The organism is Streptomyces sp. GQFP (genome assembly GCF_021545335.1).
Lineage (GTDB): Bacteria > Actinomycetota > Actinomycetes > Streptomycetales > Streptomycetaceae > Streptomyces.
Genome location: NZ_CP089312.1, coordinates 5,717,912 through 5,735,133, shown reverse-complemented (window position 1 = coordinate 5,735,133; position 17,222 = coordinate 5,717,912). Strand labels below are relative to the sequence as shown.

15 protein-coding genes are annotated in these 17,222 nt (G+C 71.1%); 5 read left to right on the top strand and 10 right to left on the bottom strand.

Features of this window, described 5'->3' with window-relative positions:
• Nucleotides 1–42: 42 nt before the first annotated feature.
• The 7 genes from LUX31_RS25625 to LUX31_RS25595 form a co-directional block, all read right to left on the bottom strand.
• Nucleotides 43–1,260 carry an ABC transporter permease gene (locus tag LUX31_RS25625; protein WP_235477366.1) on the bottom strand — a complete coding sequence of 406 codons (1,218 nt, stop codon included), beginning with the start codon at nucleotides 1,258–1,260 and terminating at the stop codon, nucleotides 43–45.
• Complete coding sequence (locus tag LUX31_RS25620; RefSeq protein WP_235477365.1) at nucleotides 1,257–1,955, bottom strand: ABC transporter ATP-binding protein; 699 nt, start codon at nucleotides 1,953–1,955, stop codon at nucleotides 1,257–1,259. The genes LUX31_RS25625 and LUX31_RS25620 overlap by 4 nt, the downstream gene beginning before the upstream one ends.
• Nucleotides 1,952–3,124 (bottom strand): peptidoglycan-binding protein, encoded by a 1,173-nt coding sequence (locus LUX31_RS25615; RefSeq protein WP_235477364.1) that lies wholly within the window; start codon nucleotides 3,122–3,124, stop codon nucleotides 1,952–1,954. The genes LUX31_RS25620 and LUX31_RS25615 overlap by 4 nt, the downstream gene beginning before the upstream one ends.
• Nucleotides 3,121–3,729 carry a hypothetical protein gene (locus LUX31_RS25610; RefSeq protein WP_235477363.1) on the bottom strand — a complete coding sequence of 203 codons (609 nt, stop codon included), beginning with the start codon at nucleotides 3,727–3,729 and terminating at the stop codon, nucleotides 3,121–3,123. Before LUX31_RS25610 ends, LUX31_RS25615 begins: the two co-directional genes overlap by 4 nt.
• A 61-nt stretch (nucleotides 3,730–3,790) precedes the next feature.
• Complete coding sequence (locus LUX31_RS25605; protein WP_235477362.1) at nucleotides 3,791–5,401, bottom strand: sensor histidine kinase; 1,611 nt, start codon at nucleotides 5,399–5,401, stop codon at nucleotides 3,791–3,793.
• A 26-nt stretch (nucleotides 5,402–5,427) separates the two neighbouring features.
• Nucleotides 5,428–6,123, bottom strand: a complete 696-nt coding sequence (locus tag LUX31_RS25600) for a response regulator transcription factor (RefSeq protein WP_235477361.1) — start codon at nucleotides 6,121–6,123, stop codon at nucleotides 5,428–5,430.
• Between the two features lie 94 nt (nucleotides 6,124–6,217).
• Nucleotides 6,218–7,198, bottom strand: a complete 981-nt coding sequence (locus tag LUX31_RS25595; RefSeq protein ID WP_235477360.1) for a WD40 repeat domain-containing protein — start codon at nucleotides 7,196–7,198, stop codon at nucleotides 6,218–6,220.
• A 189-nt stretch (nucleotides 7,199–7,387) separates the two neighbouring features.
• On the opposite strand from LUX31_RS25595, the gene LUX31_RS25590 reads away from it, so the two are divergent.
• Nucleotides 7,388–8,071, top strand: coding sequence for a GDSL-type esterase/lipase family protein (locus LUX31_RS25590; protein ID WP_235477358.1), 684 nt, complete (start codon nucleotides 7,388–7,390; stop codon nucleotides 8,069–8,071).
• A gap of 34 nt (nucleotides 8,072–8,105) precedes the next feature.
• Here LUX31_RS25590 and LUX31_RS25585 read toward each other — a convergent pair whose 3' ends face one another.
• Nucleotides 8,106–10,187 carry a M36 family metallopeptidase gene (locus LUX31_RS25585; protein ID WP_235477352.1) on the bottom strand — a complete coding sequence of 694 codons (2,082 nt, stop codon included), beginning with the start codon at nucleotides 10,185–10,187 and terminating at the stop codon, nucleotides 8,106–8,108.
• A gap of 58 nt (nucleotides 10,188–10,245) precedes the next feature.
• Complete coding sequence (locus tag LUX31_RS25580) at nucleotides 10,246–11,940, bottom strand: M28 family metallopeptidase (protein ID WP_235477351.1); 1,695 nt, start codon at nucleotides 11,938–11,940, stop codon at nucleotides 10,246–10,248.
• A gap of 705 nt (nucleotides 11,941–12,645) precedes the next feature.
• On the opposite strand from LUX31_RS25580, the gene LUX31_RS25575 reads away from it, so the two are divergent.
• From LUX31_RS25575 to LUX31_RS25565, 3 genes are all read left to right on the top strand, one after another.
• Nucleotides 12,646–13,800 (top strand): hypothetical protein, encoded by a 1,155-nt coding sequence (locus LUX31_RS25575; protein ID WP_235477350.1) that lies wholly within the window; start codon nucleotides 12,646–12,648, stop codon nucleotides 13,798–13,800.
• Nucleotides 13,801–13,809: 9 nt separating this feature from the next.
• Nucleotides 13,810–14,484, top strand: coding sequence for a hypothetical protein (locus LUX31_RS25570; RefSeq protein WP_235477348.1), 675 nt, complete (start codon nucleotides 13,810–13,812; stop codon nucleotides 14,482–14,484).
• 96 nt (nucleotides 14,485–14,580) lie between these two features.
• Nucleotides 14,581–15,060 carry a carboxymuconolactone decarboxylase family protein gene (locus LUX31_RS25565; protein ID WP_235477347.1) on the top strand — a complete coding sequence of 160 codons (480 nt, stop codon included), beginning with the start codon at nucleotides 14,581–14,583 and terminating at the stop codon, nucleotides 15,058–15,060.
• Nucleotides 15,061–15,131: 71 nt separating this feature from the next.
• On the opposite strand, the gene LUX31_RS25560 is transcribed toward LUX31_RS25565, so the two are convergent.
• Nucleotides 15,132–16,025 (bottom strand): nuclear transport factor 2 family protein, encoded by an 894-nt coding sequence (locus LUX31_RS25560; protein ID WP_235477345.1) that lies wholly within the window; start codon nucleotides 16,023–16,025, stop codon nucleotides 15,132–15,134.
• A 144-nt stretch (nucleotides 16,026–16,169) separates the two neighbouring features.
• On the opposite strand from LUX31_RS25560, the gene LUX31_RS25555 reads away from it, so the two are divergent.
• Nucleotides 16,170–17,165: an aldo/keto reductase gene (locus LUX31_RS25555; RefSeq protein WP_235477343.1), complete on the top strand. Its 996-nt coding sequence runs from the start codon at nucleotides 16,170–16,172 to the stop codon at nucleotides 17,163–17,165.
• Nucleotides 17,166–17,222 lie beyond the last annotated feature (57 nt).

Sequence of the window (17,222 nt, the reverse complement as noted above, 5' to 3'; positions counted from 1 at the left end):
GCGGTGCCCGGGGGACCCTCAACCTCATTCATGGCTGTCCCGTCACGCCGACGCCAGTGCCTCCGTCGGCGGCAGCCGGGCCGCCCGGACCGCCGGGTAGAAGCCCGCGAGGCCGCCGATGACGAGCGTCGCGGCGATACCGCCGGCCATCGCCCACGCGGGTACGACGGCGGGCCAGCCCTGGTAGGAGGCGTAGCCGCCGGTGACACCGATGCCGAGCAGCAGCCCGCCGAGCCCGCCCAGCGCCGACAGCAGCAGCGACTCGCACAGGAACTGCGTACGGATCTGCCCCTTGGTCGCGCCCATGGAGCGACGCAGCCCGATCTCGGAGCGGCGCTCCAGGACCGAGATGACCATGGTGTTGGCGACACCGACCCCGCCGACCAGCAGGGCGACCGCGCCGAGCCCGAGCAGCAGCCCGGCGAGGGTCTCGTCGGTGGCCTCCTTGGCGGCGATCGCGTCGGAGGGCCGGGAGACCTGGACGGCGGACGGGTCCTCGGGGTTGGCGGTGGCGCCCAGCACGGACTGGACGTCGGCGACGGAGCCCTGCGCGGCCCTCGTGTACACGGTGGTCGCGTATCCGTCGAAGCCGAGCAGTTCCTCGGCGGCGGGCCAGCCGACCAGGGCCGCCGAGTCCATCGCGGGCACCAACTCGTTGGACGCCAGGAGTCCGACCACTGTGAACCACCTGCCGCCCAACCAGACTTGGACCTCCGCTCCCGTGTCGTGCACGCCGAGTTGCTCTGCGGCTGCCGATCCCAGCACCACCGCCGGATAGCGGGCGTTGGCCGCGTTCAGCCACCGTCCCTCGGCGACCTCGGCCCCGACGGTCGCGGGCAGTCCCGTACGGGCCGCGTAGACGCCGATGCCGCCGCTGCGCTCGATGGGCACATGGTCGTTGCGGTACACCTTGGCGTCGGTCAGCCCGACCGCCGAGACGGACTCGACGGGGCCGATCCGGCCGACCATGTCCTCGGCTGCGTCGGGGAGATGGGCCTCGCCCCCGCCGAAGGACTGCCCCGGCTGCACGGTCAGCAGGTTGGTGCCGAGCGCGTCGAGCTTCCGGTTCAGCTCCTCCTGGCTGGACGTCGAGATCCCGACCACGCCGATCATCGCCGCGATGCCGATGGCGATGCCGAGCGCGGAGAGGAACACCCGCATGGGGCGGGAGTGCAGCCCTGATCCGGCGACGCGGATCACGTCGACGGGGCGGAGGCGCGCGGGCCGGGGCGGGCGGACTGGAACAAGGGTGACGGTCATGCGCGTACCGCCTCCTCGGGGTGCCGGTCCGCGTCGTGTTCGATGTGGCCGTCCCTGACCCGCACCTCACGCGGCAGGGAAGCCGCGATGTCCCGGTCGTGGGTGATGACGACGACCGTCGTGCCGGCCCGGTTCAGATCGCGCAGCAGTTGCATGACGACCCCCCCGGAGCGGGAGTCGAGGGCGCCGGTCGGTTCGTCGGCCAGGAGCAGCGGCGGGTCTCCGGCGACCGCGCGGGCGATGGCGACGCGCTGCTTCTCACCGCCGGAGAGCTGGTGCGGCTCGTGGTCGAGACGATGCCCGAGGCCGACCCGGATCAGTGCCCGCCGGGCGAGCAGTCTGCGCTCGGAACGCGACCGGCCGCCGTACAGCAGCCCCTCGGCGACGCAGTCCAACGCCGGTACGCCGGGCGCCAGATGGAACTGCTGGAACACGAACCCGATGGTCCGGGCGCGCAGCGCGGACAGCTCGCGGTCGCTGAGCCGCGCCACCTCGTGACCGTCGATGCGCACGGTCCCGGAGGTCGGCCGGTCCAAAGTCCCCATGATGTTCAGGAGGGTTGACTTGCCGGAGCCCGACGGCCCCACGACGGCGAGGAGTTCACCCCGCTGGACCACCAGCCCGGCACCGCGCAGGGCGGCCACCTCGCCGTACGACTTCGTCACGCCCGCCAACTCGATTACCGGGTGCGTCACTTGGGCACCCCGACCTTCAGGCCCTCCGTGACCCCGGCACCCGAGATCTCGACCATGCCACCGGCGAACAGCCCGGTGTCCACGGCGAGATACTCGCTCCCGGTGGCGGTGACCTGCTCCACCGCGTACCCGCCCTCGCGCAGCGCGACCAGTGCCTCGACCGGCACGGCGAGGACGTTCTTCCGGGTCTCCGCCTCGAAGTCGACGTCGACGGGGGCGGCCTGGTAACGCCCCAGCTTCTGCTGGTCGTTGACGGTCAGCGTGACCGGCACGGTGGGTTCGGCGGCGGCCCCGGAGGACTGGCCGTCATCCGTCCCGGCGGCTGCGGTGACAGCCGTGCCGACCTCGGTGACCTCGGCCTCGACGGTACTGCCGTCGGGCAGTTTCACCGTCGCCTTCGTGTCGTCGCCGGACACCAAGTCCTCGTCCTTGACGTCGAGTTCGACGGTCACGGTCCGTACGGTGCCGGTCCAGGTGAGGACCGTACCGCCGCCCTGCCCGCCCAGGGTGCCCTGCACCTCGGCGACCCGCCGCGCGCCCGGCGCGACCACCGCGTCCCCGGCGCCGACCGTGCCGGTCTCCTCCTTCCCGAGGTCCTCCTGCCAGTCCCGTACGGCGTCGGCGGTGCCCTCCGTGTACGTGTCGTCCACGGTGAACCCGGTGTAACCGAGGGCGGCGAGGTTCTTCTCCAGCACCTCGACGTCCCGGCCCTCGGCGTCGACGTCGAGGGTGCGGTAGAGCGGGGTGGCCCCGTACAGCAGGGGCACCTCCTGCTCGTTCAGCCGGTACACGGGCTGCCCGCGCTTCACGGTGTCCCCGGCACTCGGCAGCCAGGTCAACACGCCCTGCCCGGCGGCCTGTACGGGGGTGGGGTCGCCGTAGCCGAGGGTGCCGTCCAGGGTGTCGGTGCGCGTGAGGTCGGTGCGCTGGACGGTCGCGGTCTTCACGGGCCCGGAGGCCGCGCCCGACTCCGTACCCTCCGTGTCGCTCCCGCCGAAGGCGCCGGTCGCGGCGGCCACGGCGACGGCGGTGACGCCGAGGGAGGCGAGGAGCGCGAGGGCGACCCGGAGGGGCCGGCGCCGGACGCCCGTTCGGGCGGCGCCCACCTCGCTCATCCCGTCGGGGGCCACAGTCACCGTGTTCTCGACGTCCTCGATCAGGTCGCTCACTGCGACTCCTCCCCGCCGCCGAAGCCGAGTTGGCCTCGGCACGCCTCCAGGGCGGTGTCGAAGTCGGGGTCGCCCGTGGGCACCGACTCCGGGGTGAAGCCGTCCGGTCCGGGGTCGTCCATGTCGACGCCGTTGTCGCGCATGCACTGCGCGAACTCCTTCTGCTGCTCGGTGTCCGGCGCCTGGGTCGCCTGGTCCTGGAGGGACTGCGGCGCCTTGTCCTGGCACGCCTGGAAGGCCTTCATCAGCGTGTCGCGGTCGGCGTCGGCGGTGGCGAGTGCCTGGAGGTTCAGCTCGCCGGTCACCGGATCGGGGTCCTCGACCTCCAGCCCCTCCCCACGCAGACAGTCCACGAACTCCTGCGCCTGCTCGACCTCGCTCTTGTCGGAGGCGGCGGCTGTCTCCCCACCCGAGCCCCCACTACCGCTACCGCTCCCGCTCTCGCTCCCGCTCTCACTCTCGGCCACCGAAGCGATATCGGGCCCGTCGTCCCCGCCCCCGCCGCAGCCGGCCAGCAGCCCGGCCGCGAGCAGTACGGCGGCGGTCGCGGCCGGTATCCGGCGCGTCAACCTCCTGCGCATCCTCGCCTCTTCTCGTCGCGTCACGGGGTGTTCCATGACGAGAAGAAGGCTGGCGGCGCAGCGTCAGGGGACCCTGCGCCGAACCTCAAAGCGAGCTGGTAATCCGCGCCGGAACCGTCGCGCCCACCCGCTCCAACGGCAGCAGCACCCGGAACACCGCACCCGCAGTCCCTCCCGCCGTCCCGCTCGCGGCGAGATCGACGCGCCCTCCGTGCGCCCCCGCGAGCGCCGCCACGATCGACAGCCCGAGCCCGCTCCCGGCGGTCTCCGCGCTGCCCCGCGCCCGTGCCCCGTCCACCCGGTAGAGCCGCTCGAAGACGTACGGGGCATGCTCGGCCGGCACCCCGTCCCCGCTGTCGGCCACCTCGACGAGCCCGACGGGCACCCCAGGCGGCAACGGCTCCCCGGCGGCGGCCGCGACGGGCCCAAGGTCGACGGGCCGTACGACATCGACCCGAACACTGATCCGCGCGTCCGGAGACGTATGCCGGTCGGCGTTGGACAGCAGGTTCCCGAGCACCTGCCGCAGCCGCAGCGCGTCCCCGGGCACCACCACGGGCCGCATCGCCCCCACCAGCCGTACGTCCCGTCCGGGCGAGCGGGCGTGCAGATCCCGTACGACATCGGCGGCCAGCTCCAGCAGGTCCACCGGCCGTCGCTCCAGCTCGCGCCGCTCGTCGAGCCGGGCGAGCAGCAGCAGGTCCTCGACCAGGACGCCCATCCGGGCCGCCTCGGCCTCGATCCTGCGCAGCGCGTCCGTACGGTCGCCGCCGCGCCGGCTGAGTTCGGCGAAGCCCCGGATGGAGGTGAGCGGGGTGCGCAGTTCGTGGGAGGCGTCGGCGAGGAAGCGGCGCAGGCGTCGTTCGGAGGCGGTGCGGGCGGCGATCTCGTGTTCCAGCCGGGCGAGCATGGCGTTCATGGCGCCGCCGAGCCGCCCGGGTTCGGTGTGCGGGTCGGTGCCCTCGACGCGGCGCCGGAAGTCCCCGGCGGCGATGGCGTCGGCGGTGGCCTCCATCCGGGTCAGGGGGCGCAGCCCGGCCCGTACGACGAGGGCGGCGACGCCCGCGAGCCCGGCGAGTACGACGACGGTGACCAACGCGTCGATGAGCAGCAGCCGTTCGGTGGTCTCCTCGACGTCGGCGAGCGAGACGGCGGTGACGACGAGCATCCCGCCGCCTCCGCCTCCGGCGTCAACTCCCGTCCCCTGTACGGCGACCCGCCAGTCGGCGCCGGACTCCCCCGGCACGGTGAACACGTCACCGGCACGGTCGGTGAGCGTGTCCCGGTCGGGCATCCGGGGCCCGGGCCCTTGAGGATCGCTGGGGATGCCGACAACCCCACCCCCGCCGCCCGCCACCTCACCCCCGTACACATACATCCGGAAGTCCCCGCCGAACCGCTCGGCGAGGAAGGCGACGATGGTCTCCTCGTCCTGGCCGCCCCGGCCGGTCTGGGCCAAGTCCAGCCGTTTGGCGACGAGTTGCTGGGCCATCGCCGTGTCGATGGGGCCGCCGCCGGTCACGTCGAGGTTCTTGTCGACCCGGTCGATGAGGTAGTTCTCCAGCAGCACCAGCCCGACGGCGTTGGCGGCGACCAGCGCGAGCAGAGCCAGTCCGGTCGCGGCGAAGGCGAGCCGCGCACGCAGGGACCAGTGCCTCAGCTGACGCAACTGACGCAACTGACGCAACTGACGCAAGTGCCTCAACCGGAGCCCTGGCCTGGTCACTTGGGCGCCCGGAACACGTACCCGACCCCGCGCAGGGTGTGGATGAGGGGCGCGGCCCCGGCCGAGTCGATCTTCTTGCGCAGGTAGTAGACGTAGCTCTCGACGATCCGGGTGTCGCCGCCGAAGTCGTACCCCCAGACCCGCTCCAGGATCTGGGTCTTGCTGACGACCCGCCCCGCGTTCTCCAGCAGATAGCAGAGCATACGGAACTCGGTTGCCGACAGCTCCAGTTCACGTCCGTCGCGCCGTACGGTGTGCGCGGCGGCGTCGAGTTCGACCCCGGCGCAGCGCAGTACGGGGTCGGGCGTGGGCTCGTCCCGCCGGGTGCGCCGGAGGATGGCCCGCACGCGCAGCACGACCTCTTCGAGGCTGAACGGCTTGGTGACGTAGTCGTCGCCGCCGACCGACAGCCCCTCGACGCGGTCCCGCACGGTGTCGCGGGCGGTGAGGAACAGTACGGGCACCTCCCGCCCGTCGTGCCGGAGCATACGGGCGACCTCGTAACCGTCCATGTCGGGCAGCATCACGTCGAGGACGACGAGGTCGGGGGGCGCCGAGAGCACGGCGTTGAGCGCCTCGACCCCGCCGGCGGCGACGGTCACGTCGAAGCCGACGAGGCGGAAGGTCTCGGACAGCAGATCGCGGATGTTCTGCTCGTCGTCGACGACGAGGAGCCGGGGTGAACTGGTCACCCCCCAGACCTACCGGGGCCACCTCAAAGGAACCTGAGAACTCCCTGTGGAAACCCTTGAACAACCTGTGCCGCGAACGCGAATCGGCTGCCGCCTACGCCGCAGGCTTCCGCCGAAGCCGCTTGATCCCGAAGTAGCCGAGGAAGAGCACGGCGACGGCGATGGCCCCGTTCTTGACGTTCCCGTCGGAGCCGCCGTCCCCGTCCGAAGCCGAACTCCCGCTCGCCGAGGGCGATTCGGGGTTGCCGGAAGCATCGTACGAAGGCGCGTCCTCGGCCTCGACCCCGCTCTCGGCGCCCTCGCTGCCGTACATGATCTTCGACCCGTCACGGCTGTACGTGACCGACTCCCCCTGCCCCTGCAGGGGCACGTCGAGCTGGCCCTCCCGCTTGAGCTTTCCGCCGTTCCAGGCGTAGGAGACACCGCCGAAGTAGCCGCGTACGGCCAACTGCTGTCCGTCGGGCGAGAAGGCGGCGTCGGTGGCCCACATGTCGACGGCGGCGACGGGCCGGAAGACGTTGGTGCCGGAGGAGGAGAGCTTGGCCGGGCCCGCGTACAGATGCCCGCCGTCCTCCTGCTTGTCGATGATGTAGACGCGCCCGGTCTTGGGATGCACGACGAGGGACTCGGCGTCGCGGGAGCCGTCCGAGTACTTCACGACGTACTGCGTGGCACGGATCGTCTGGTCCTTGAGGACCTTGGGCTCGGTGAGCTGATAAACCCACACATAATCCCAGGTCACGCCGTCGTTGTCGCCGATGTCGCCGACGTAGATCTGGTTGTTCGGGCCGATGGAGATGGCCTCGATGTCACGCGGGGTGCCGACGCCGGTCATGGTGATCGTGGCGACGGTCTGCCCGGTCGCGCTGTCGACCGCGTACAGATAGGCGCCGTCGTCACTGTCGTTGTGGGTCCAGTAGACGCCGGGGTGCAGCCGGGAGGCGGCCAGACCGCTGGACTCGGTGATCCGCGGGTCCTTGATGGTGAAGTCCTTGTCACCATCGGCAGCGGAGGCGGGTGCGGCGAGCACCCCGACGAGTAGGCCCCCGGCGAGGAGGGCGAGCGATCGGCGCATGCCCTCAAGCGTGCCATCCCGGCGTTCGATTCGAGGCCCATGACGCCTGCCCACGCCCGCCCACCCCTGCCCACTGACACCCAACTGACCACAAGCTGACGCAGACCTGACACCGGCCTGACACCGGGTGGCCGGGCTCACACACCACACCCGCCCCACAGCCCTCCCCCGATCCCGCATCATGAGCGGATGCTCAGGTTGATGCCCGTAGGCGACTCCATGACCATCGGCAGCGCCGGCGAACACACCTGGCGCTACCGGCTGTGGCAGCACCTGCGGGAGACCTACGGCGGCCCGTTCCGGATCGTCGGCCCGCGCGAGACGCTGTACGACAAGGCGACGGACACCTCCGACTCGTACGAGTACGCCGACCCGGAGTTCCCCCGCGCCCATCTGGCGGGCTGGGGCGAGGGCTGGCAGCACATGACCCCGCTGATCGCGGACGCGGTACGCGCCCACAAGCCGGACGTGCTCCTGGTCTCCCTGGGCTTGATCGACCTGGGCTTCTACACGGACGCGGAACAGACGGCGGAGAACGCCCGCCTCTTCGTGGCCGAGGCACGACGGTCCAACCCGCGCATCGCCATCGCCCTGCTCCCGGTGATCCCGAACGTCCGCGCGGAGACGGACCCGCCCTTCGCCGCCCAGGTCGTCCGCTTCAACGAACTCCTGGCGAAGACGGCGGCCGACCTGGACGAACCCCGCTCCCCCCTGCTCCTGACGTCGCCCCCGCCCTCGTACGACATCCACCAGGACACGTACGACGGCACGCATCCCAACGCGAGCGGCGAGCACAAGATCGCGGGGGCGTTCGCGGACTCGCTGTACGAGGCGTGGGATCTGGGGGAGCGGTACGGGGCAGGAGAGAACTGACCGGCCCCGGTCCATCCGTTAGTCCGTTAGTCCGTTAGTCCGTGCTCCCGGGCGGGGGCAGTTGGGTGCCGCCCTGGCAGCCGTCGTAGGACGCGTTCGGGCAGAAGGCGTCGAAGCCCATTCCGTATCGGGCGAAGGCTTCCCAGGCGGCGTGCCTGACCGCCTCGTACTCGTCGCTGGTCAGCCGGCCGCCCTCCATCCCCTTGAAGGCCCGCAGGATCGCGTCGCGCGCGCCGAGGAACGACGGGTTCTTCGGGGTGAGTTTCAGACCGTCGACGACCGCCTGCCAGGTCAGCCGGTAGCCCCGTTCCTTGCTGTCCAGCGCGGCGGTGACCCGGCGGGTCAGCTCCAGGAGCGCCGCACACCAGATCTCGCCGACGTCGTGCTCCTCCCGGTAACTGAGGTCGGCGTTGCCGGCACCCTCGACCTGGCCTCGCCTCTTGCCGATGTCCCCGAAGGTGCCCGGGTAGTCCGCGTCGTAGGGCCGCTGCCGGATGCCGCCAGGTTTGGCGACCACCCAGTCGCCGACGACGACGTGCTCCTTCTCGCGGCCGAAGTTGATGATCGTCAGGGCGAAGTAGTCGCTCCAGCCCTCGCCCATGGAGATCGACTGGTCCTCCGAGAGGCCGTTCGCGTCGAACAGGCCGCCCACAAGACGGTTCGTCACGCCGTGGACGTACTCGTGGATGACGACGTCGAAGGCGTTGGCCGTGTGCCGGCCGGTCCCCGTGACCAGCCCCATGTTCATCACGGCCGCGAGTCCGTCGGCCCTGGTGGCCATGTTGGCCGTGCCCGGCACCGCGCCCGGGTGCGCACGGGCGAGGACCGCGTCCGCTCCCTTCCCGTGGCCCGGTCTGTTCACGGACTGGAAGTTCCCGTTCTTCTCCGTGAAGCCGAGCATCATGAAGAAGTCGTGCGCGTAGTTGCAGAAGTAGAAGATGTTGGTGACGAGCTGCTCGGGCGTGTCCGCGTCGGCGTTGAACACCGCGTCGCCCGCCGCGTCGAGCGGAACCTTGAACGGCTGCAGGTTCCTGCCGTTCACGGCGCGCACGTTGTTGCCGTCGGTGGACAGCGTTCCGTTGTCGGCCACCGTCCACTCCAGGGGGAACCCGTCGGGCAGTTCGGGCCGCACCTCGGGCGTCACCTGGACGGGATAGGCGTCCAGCGACAGCGGGAAGGCGACGACCTCGCCGAAGGGGGTGTCGACCGGGTTCTCCCTGATGACCAGTCCGCCCACGACATGGCTGCTCGTGTCGTAGAAGTAGAGGAGTTCGGGCGCGTCCTTGTCCGCGGTCCGTTCGTCGGCCTCGACGAAGGCGTGGTACTGGACGGTGAAGTTCGGCCGGGTGAACGCGAAGAACCAGGTGAGGCGGATGTCACCGCCCATGTAGAGGTACACGAGCCGAGCGGGAATGGCCTCCTCGAAGGCTCCCCCGGCGAAGGTCATCGGCTGGTCGGCCTGCGACTGCGCCGACAGGCGTCCGAGACCGTAGGAGATGTCGAGGCGCGGGAGTTCGCTGTCCCCGAAGGGCCCCTGGAGGGTCACCGGCTCGGCGGCCTTCTCGGCGGCCACCCGCAGGGCCACCTCGGCCGGAACCGCGGGCCTCGCCGAGACACCCGTCGGCACACTCACCGTGTCGCCGACGACCCGGTCGACCGTGCCGTCCGGGTGCAGCCACACCTTCGGCTGCATCCCCCACACCTCGATACCGTTGTGCTTCTGCTGGAGGCTGACGACGCGCATGCCGTCGCTCGTCCTGGTCACCGTCGGATCGGCCTCGAACTCGACGGGCTCACCGGCCGCGAATCCGATCGCCTCCGAGACCGAGGCGACGTACTCCTTGGCCTTGGCGAGATACCCGGCGTCGCGGGTGTCCTCCGTGGGCTGCCCGCCGGCCTCGATGCTCGCGATGTCGGCGTCGGTGAAGCCCGGGGCGCCGTCCACGCGCAGTTCGGTCAGATGCCCGGTGAAGCGGTTCACCTTGCCGGGCTCGGCGGTGAGGGTGTGGTCGACCTCGGCCGCCACCCGGTCGGTCTCGTCGAGGAAGGAGGCGGCGCCGACGCTGCTGGCGAGGTGGTCGTAGCCGGTGTCCCTTCTGTCGATCGTCCTGGTCATGGCTTCCGCTCCTTGCCTTCGAGGACATGAATGGGGACGGGGGAGGTGGGGGTCGGGGTCAGAGACCCGCGAGCGTCAGGGCCGCCGTGGTCACCCCGCGCGCGATAGACGCCGCGTAGTCCGTGTTGTGGTCCCGGTCGTCGAGGGTGTCGCCCGGCTTGTGGTACTGCTGGGTGCCGGTGGCGGGCGCGGTGTCGTCGAAGAAGTTCTCGCACACGGCGACGGCGGCCCAGCCTCGTTCGTGGAAGCTCGCGTGGTCGCTGCGGCCGGCGGCCGGGTCGTCGGCCCCCGTGAGCCGCTGCGTCGTGAGGCCGGGCTCGACCTCCCCCATGGCCGTCGCGACGAGGTCGCCGAGCGTTTCCGAAGCGCCCACCGCGGGGCCGGGAACAGCGGAACCCGCGTGGATCTCGACCGGCCGCGCCCCGTTCGCCCCGCCGCTCCCGCCGCGCTGGAAGCCCGCGATCATGTCCATCTGGAGGACGCCCGCGATGCTGTCCCCCGCCGCTGCCGCCGCACGTGCGTAGACCTTGCTGCCGACGAGCCCCTGCTCCTCGGCGTTGAAGAGCACGAACCGCACGGTCCGCGTCGGCTTCCTGTCGCTCTTGACGATCGCGCTCAGGCATTCGGCCGCCGCCATGACCGCCGCCACACCGCTCCCGTCGTCGTCGGCGCCCGGCGCGGGGTCGATGGCCGGGTCGTACGGGCGCCGGCGACCGTTCTCGTCGACGTACTCGCCCTGGTCGGCCGTCGAATCGAGGTGTGCCGTGACGAGTACGGCGCCGTCCGACCCCTCGACGGGGAACTCGGCCTCGACATTGGAGAGCCGGTGGCCCCGCCAGGTGAACCGGTGGAGCCTGACCGCGAAGCCGAGGTCGTCGAGCCGTCGGGCGAGTACGTCGGCCACGACCGGGTTGTCGTCGCTCGCCGCGTCACGGCTGCGGACCTTCCACGGCCCGTCGTCGACCAGCGGGGCGGCGCCCGAGACACGGGCGACATGGGCGCGGATGACATCCGGGGTGACGGCCGCGCGTACCGAGGCGACCGTCGCGGCGGAGGGCGCACCGGCGAGTCCGGCGGCCGGCGCGAGTCCCCGGGCCCTCTGGACGAGCCCCTCGGCATCCGGCTCGCCCGGGCGGGACAACAGCGCCGGGTCGGGCAGCAGCCGCTCGGTGTGGCCGGGCTTCGCGCCCTCGATGTGCACCTGCTCGACGGGGACACCGGCCGCGGCGGCGACGTAGACACCGCCCGGGGCAGGCCCGAGCGACACGACCGTCCGCTCGTCCCGCAGGCCCCGCCCCGGCCCCCCGGCCCGCCCCGTCCCGGCGAGTTCGCTCGCCACGAAGTCGAACGCGGCCGAGGCCCGCAGGTCCGCCTCCACCCGCGCCCGCCCTTCGGCCGAGGTGTCCGCGAGGGGCGCGGCGGGCAGGACCGGGCGGTCGTCCCGTACGAGGAAGGCCGCCGTCTCCTCCACCTGGTCCTGGAGGCGGACCGTGAAACCGCCCTGTTCGAGCGCCTCCACGCCCCGCACGGTCGTCATGGCGAGGACGAGCCCGCCGTCGGCGACATGCACCGGAACGACCTCGGCGCCGCCCGCCACCGCCTCCAGATCGGCCAGGCTCCGTCCCTCCGGCAGCTCGATCCTCGCCCAGAAGACGGGCCGGCCCTCGACGGCCGCACGCGCGAAGACCGGATGGGCCGCCGCACGCAGACCGGCCTCGCGGGCGACCGCACGCTCATCCGCGTCCTCACCCACGAAGACACAGTCGTCGGCCGCGACACCCGCGCCCGCGCGTCGTCGAAGATCCCGCGCGCGGTCTTCGGACCCCAGTGGATGAGGCCGTCTTCGGTGAAGCGGCCCGCGAAGGCCTCGTCCAGCGCGGCCTTCGCACGGACCCGGGCGGCCGCTCCCTCACCCGGATTCGACACGATGCCCCTGCGCACCCCCGCGAGCGCGTCGAGCACCTCGAAGACACGGGGCCGCGGCCGCAGAGTCAATGAACCGTCAACTTCGAAGGCGGCGTCGGCGAGTGTCGCGCCGATGTCGAAGAACACCACGGGCGTCTCTGCTGGCATCTCTGCGGGCATCTCTGCGCCTCCGTTCCGCGCCTCCGTGAAGTGGACGGCCGCAGCGGGCCCGGCGCATGGGCGATACCTCCAGTCTCCGCGCCCCGGTACGTGATCGCATTCCGGAGCAGGAGGCGCACGAACCCCCCGAAGAGCCGCTCCGGTGCGCCGAGTTCGGCCCGCCCGCGCACGGACTGATGCGGCATCAGCACCGGGAGCCGACACCGGACGACGAGCGAATACCGGGAGGGCGGAGGAGAATGGGAGGTGATGCGTGAGGGCGGCGATCCGGGCCCGGCGCCCGGGCCGTCTCGCGCCCGCCAGCTCCTCCTTTCCCTCCTTTCCCCCCTTTCCCCCTTTCCCCCTTTCCCCTCTTGCTCCTGCTCCGTGACTCATGTCCTCCGTCGCGCGAACCCTCGGCCGACTGCTGACAGCGGTGCTGCTGAGCACCGCGGTCGCACTGGGCCCGACCGCGTTCTCGGGGCCGGCCGCGATGGCAGCGCCGTACCCGGACATCGAGATCAGCGAGACGGCGGGGCGGCCGGGGACGTACATCGACGTTCGGGGTTCCGGGTTCGACGACTGTTACCTGGGCGGCCTCAAGAACGCGGTGGGAGACACCACCAAACGGCGGCCGGGCACGGTCGAACTCTCCATGGGGAACGCCGCTCCCGCCACCACGGCCCCCGTCGACATCAAGACGGGCACCTTCCAGTCCAGCCTCACGGTCTCGGACGACGCCGCCCCGGCGGACTACACGGTGACAGCCGTATGCACCACCAAGACGGACATCCGCGCCGAGGAGACCTTCACCGTCGAACCCGAGGAGGAAGCCGCCCTCACCCTCGATCCCACCGAAGGCCGCCCGGAGGCGGAGTTCGTCGCGGACGGTTCCGCATTCAACTGCTCCAGTGTGGATGTGACATGGGACGACACCGAATCACTCGCCACCGCCGTCCCCGTGTCCGAAACGGGAACATTCACCGAGCGGCTCCAGGTCCCGGAGGGGTCGTCCGAAGGCACGTACACCGTGCAGGCCACCTGCACGGACAAGGCGTACGACAGTGACTCGGCCGAGTTCACGGTGACGGCCACGCAGACGAACGGGAACGGGACCACGAGCGGCGGTCAGACGGACGGCGGCCAGACCAGCGGGGGCCAGACCAACGGCGGAACCGACGGAGGCACCAGCGGCGGCACCGACGGGGGCACCACCGGCGGAACCAACGGTCAGGTCGGCGGCACCAGCGACGGCGGCGGTACGGTCGACGGGACCGGCTCCGTGGACAGCTCGACCCCCGTCGGACTGGTCGTCGGGCCCGCCCTCGGCGGCGTACTGCTCCTGGCCGCCGGAGGACTCGCCCTGGTGCGCCACCGCCAACGCGGCCCACGCTGGGTCCACGACCACGTCAGCACCGTACTGCGCCCCGGCACCGCGAGGTCCGACGTGCGTGAGCCGTACGACACGGGTCCGCCGACCCGCACCGTACGGCTCGAACCGCACCTCAACCCCGGCGACCAGAGCGTCGACGGCACCGACAGAGGCTGAGGCGACGCCATGACCACGACCCACGCACTGCAACCCCTGACCGTACGGGCCTTCCTGCTCGACTCGGAGGGGCGGCAGGACTCCGCCGACGCGCTCGTCGACCCGGTCCGCTCCCACGGGCTGGCCCGCACCCTCCTCAGCGGAGTGCCCTCCCTGACACCGGCGGCCGACCAGGCGGTCGAGCGCGAGCTGGCGACCGTCATCGACAGCTTCCTCGGCCTGGACCTGCTCGACCTGGCGTCCGGCGGCTGGCGCAAGCACGCGGAGCTGACGGCCGCCGCACGGCGTACCCGTGCCGCGCCGGGCAGCGAGGAGGTCGTCGCGCTGGCGACGCACAGCATCACCTCCAGCCACCGCCCGTTCGTGGACGTGTTCGTGGACGGCACCAGGATCGGCACGCTGGAGGTCGAACTCACGCTGCTCTACCAGGTCGCGGGGCTTGTCGCCGTCGTCCAGGACGCCTGTCTGGCCCGCGTACGGAGCGGGGAGTGCACGATCGACGGCACGCTCACCGTGCAGCGGATCGTGCTGGCCGAAAGACAGGGACGGCTGGACCTCCCCGGCACGATGCGACTGCGCGAGCCGATCCCCCTGCTCCGCAACGAGCCGCCACCACCGCCACCACCGCCACCGCCTCCACCACCTCCACCGCCGCCCTCTCCACCCAGGCCGACCCCACGGTGACCCACGTCACATCCATCCATGTCACGTCCGGGTGAGCCGTTCCGTCGTTCATGTGTAACGCCCGACAGAGGCAGCACAAAGACGGAGGAGCCCACCATGGAAGCCCGCTTGAACCTCTTCGCCAACCCGGTCGTGACCAAGGCCACGAAGCACCTCGTCGCGGCGGGCAAGGCGGCCACGGACTCGGCCCTGCCGCTCGCGACGCAGGAGCTGGTACGGCTCCGCGCCAGCCAGATCAACGGCTGCGGTTTCTGCACCGACATGCACACCAAGGAGGCCGCCGCGGCCGGCGAGACCGCGCAGCGCCTCCACCTGGTCGCGGCCTGGCGCGAGGCCAAGGTCTTCACCGACGCCGAGCGCGCCGCCCTGGAACTGACCGAGCAGGGCACCCGTATCGCGGACGCGGCCGGCGGGGTCACGGACGAGGCCTGGGCTAACGCCGCCAAGTACTACGACGAGGAGCAGCTCGCCGCCCTGGTCCTCACCATCACGCTCATCAACGCCTTCAACCGGATGAACGTCATCGTCCAGCAGCCGGCGGGCGACTACCAGCCCGGTATGTACGCCCAGCTCTGAGCCCAACTCCGGCCAGGACGAACCCTGTTGGGCGACGCCGGGACAGGCACACCGGCGTCGCCCGACCACCGTCAGAACATGGTGTTGTCGTTGGCCGAGGTGGCCGGAACGTCCTGGAGCACGTCCCAGTGCTCGACGATCTTCCCGCCCCGCACCCGGAACAAGTCGACGACGGCCTGCCCGCGCTCGCCGGGCGCGTTGACGTAGTGGCTGTGGATGGCGACCAGATCCCCTTCCGCCACAACTCGCTTACGGGACACGGCCAACTCCGGGAACGCCCGGAAGTACGCCCCGAGCCCCTCCCGCACACCGGCGACACCGTCAGCGATGCCGGGATTGTGCTGGTGGTACTCGGACCCCCAATACACGTTCAGCGCGGACAGGTCCTTGTCGACGATGAGCCGGTCGAACGCCTTGGTCACGAGCCGCTTGTTGTGGCCGGTGAGCCAGCGCGGCCCCGGCTGCGCGCTCCGCGGCCAACTGACCGTAGAGAACATGTCGTTGCCGTTGGCGCTGCTGTCCGGCACGTTCTGCCCGGTGTCCCAGTGCTCGGCGATCTTCCCGCCCTGGAACCGGAAGATGTCGAAGACGGCCGAGCCCCGACTCCCCGGCGTCAGCACGACGTTGGAGTGCACGAGGACGAGGTCGCCCTCGGAGATGACCCGCTTGACGTCGTACTTCGCCTCGGGGAACTGCTGGTGCACCCCGGTGGCCAGGCCCTTCAGCGTCTCGGCGCCATCGGCCGCGAGCGGGTTGTGCTGGATGTAGTCGGCCCGCACGAACCGGTCCACGACAGCGGTGTCCCCGCGCTCGAACACGCCCTTGAGGACCCGTACGACGACCCCCTTCTGGTAGTCGGGCCGGGAGCCGTCACCGACGGACGGCGAGGCGGCGGCGGGCACGGCGGCGGCACCCAGCAGCGCGGACGCGGCGAGCGCGGAGAGGAAGGTACGGCGTGCAGGCATACGCGAAATCCTTAGAATCTTGAAACTTAAAGCGAGTAACGCTGCACATACGTAAGCACTAACCACAAGTTAGCGTCAAGGTCCGATGTGACCACCCGGCCGACCCTTGCTTAGAGCGCACTCCACGACGTTGGCTGAGGAGTCATGAAGTACACGCAGCTCGGACGCACAGGACTCAAGGTCAGCAGGCTCGTGCTCGGGACCATGAACTTCGGCCCCCAGACCGACGAAGCCGACAGCCACGCGATCATGGACGCGGCCCTGGACACGGGGTTGAACTTCTTCGACACCGCCAACGTCTATGGCTGGGGCGAGAACAAGGGCCGTACGGAAGAGATCATCGGCAACTGGTTCGCCAAGGGCGACGACCGCCGCGACAAGGTGGTCCTCGCCACGAAGGTGTACGGGCCCATGACCGCGGACGGTTCCGACCCCTGGCCCAATCACAGCAAGCTCTCCGCGCTCAACATCCGCCGCGCGGTGGACGCGTCGCTGAAGCGCCTCCAGACCGACTACATCGACGTCTACCAGTTCCACCACATCGACCGCGCGACTCCCTTCGAGGAGATCTGGCAGGCGATCGACGTGCTCGTACAGCAGGGCAAGATCCTCTACGCCGGTTCGAGCAACTTCCCGGGGTACAAGATCGCCCAGGCCAACGAGACCGCCGCCCGGCGCGGCGGCACCATCGGCCTCGTCAGCGAGCAGTGCCTCTACAACCTCGCCGAGCGCCGCGCCGAGATGGAGGTCATCCCGGCCGCGCAGGAGTACGGGCTCGGGGTCATCCCCTGGTCGCCGCTGCACGGCGGACTGCTGGGCGGGGTCATCAAGAAGGAGGTCCAGGGCGGCCGACGCGCGAGCGGCCGCGCGGCGGACACCCTCGCCGACCCGACCTCACGCGCCCAGATCCAGGCGTACGAGGACCTGCTCGACAAACACGGCATCGAGCCCGGCGAGGCGGCTCTGGCCTGGCTGCTCACCCGCCCCGGAGTGACCGCCCCGATCGTCGGCCCGCGCACGGCCGAGCAACTGGAGTCGGCGGTACGGGCGTCCGAGCTGGAACTGAGCGACGAACTGCTGACCGCGCTGGACGAGATCTTCCCGGGCCCGGGCCCGTCCCCCGAGGCGTTCGCCTGGTAGCCGGGCGGCAGCCGTAGCGGGTGGGCGACAGCCGTAGCAGGAGAGCGGCGGCGTAGA

Coding starts and splice junctions, on each gene's coding strand:
- LUX31_RS25555 (WP_235477343.1), top strand. CDS start 16,170: ATGAAGTACACGCAGCTCGGACGCACAGGACTCAAGGTCAGCAGGCTC.
- LUX31_RS25595 (WP_235477360.1), bottom strand. CDS start 7,198: ATGCGCCGATCGCTCGCCCTCCTCGCCGGGGGCCTACTCGTCGGGGTG.
- LUX31_RS25625 (WP_235477366.1), bottom strand. CDS start 1,260: ATGACCGTCACCCTTGTTCCAGTCCGCCCGCCCCGGCCCGCGCGCCTC.
- LUX31_RS25570 (WP_235477348.1), top strand. CDS start 13,810: ATGACCACGACCCACGCACTGCAACCCCTGACCGTACGGGCCTTCCTG.
- LUX31_RS25575 (WP_235477350.1), top strand. CDS start 12,646: ATGTCCTCCGTCGCGCGAACCCTCGGCCGACTGCTGACAGCGGTGCTG.
- LUX31_RS25585 (WP_235477352.1), bottom strand. CDS start 10,187: ATGACCAGGACGATCGACAGAAGGGACACCGGCTACGACCACCTCGCC.
- LUX31_RS25565 (WP_235477347.1), top strand. CDS start 14,581: ATGGAAGCCCGCTTGAACCTCTTCGCCAACCCGGTCGTGACCAAGGCC.
- LUX31_RS25590 (WP_235477358.1), top strand. CDS start 7,388: ATGCTCAGGTTGATGCCCGTAGGCGACTCCATGACCATCGGCAGCGCC.
- LUX31_RS25560 (WP_235477345.1), bottom strand. CDS start 16,025: ATGCCTGCACGCCGTACCTTCCTCTCCGCGCTCGCCGCGTCCGCGCTG.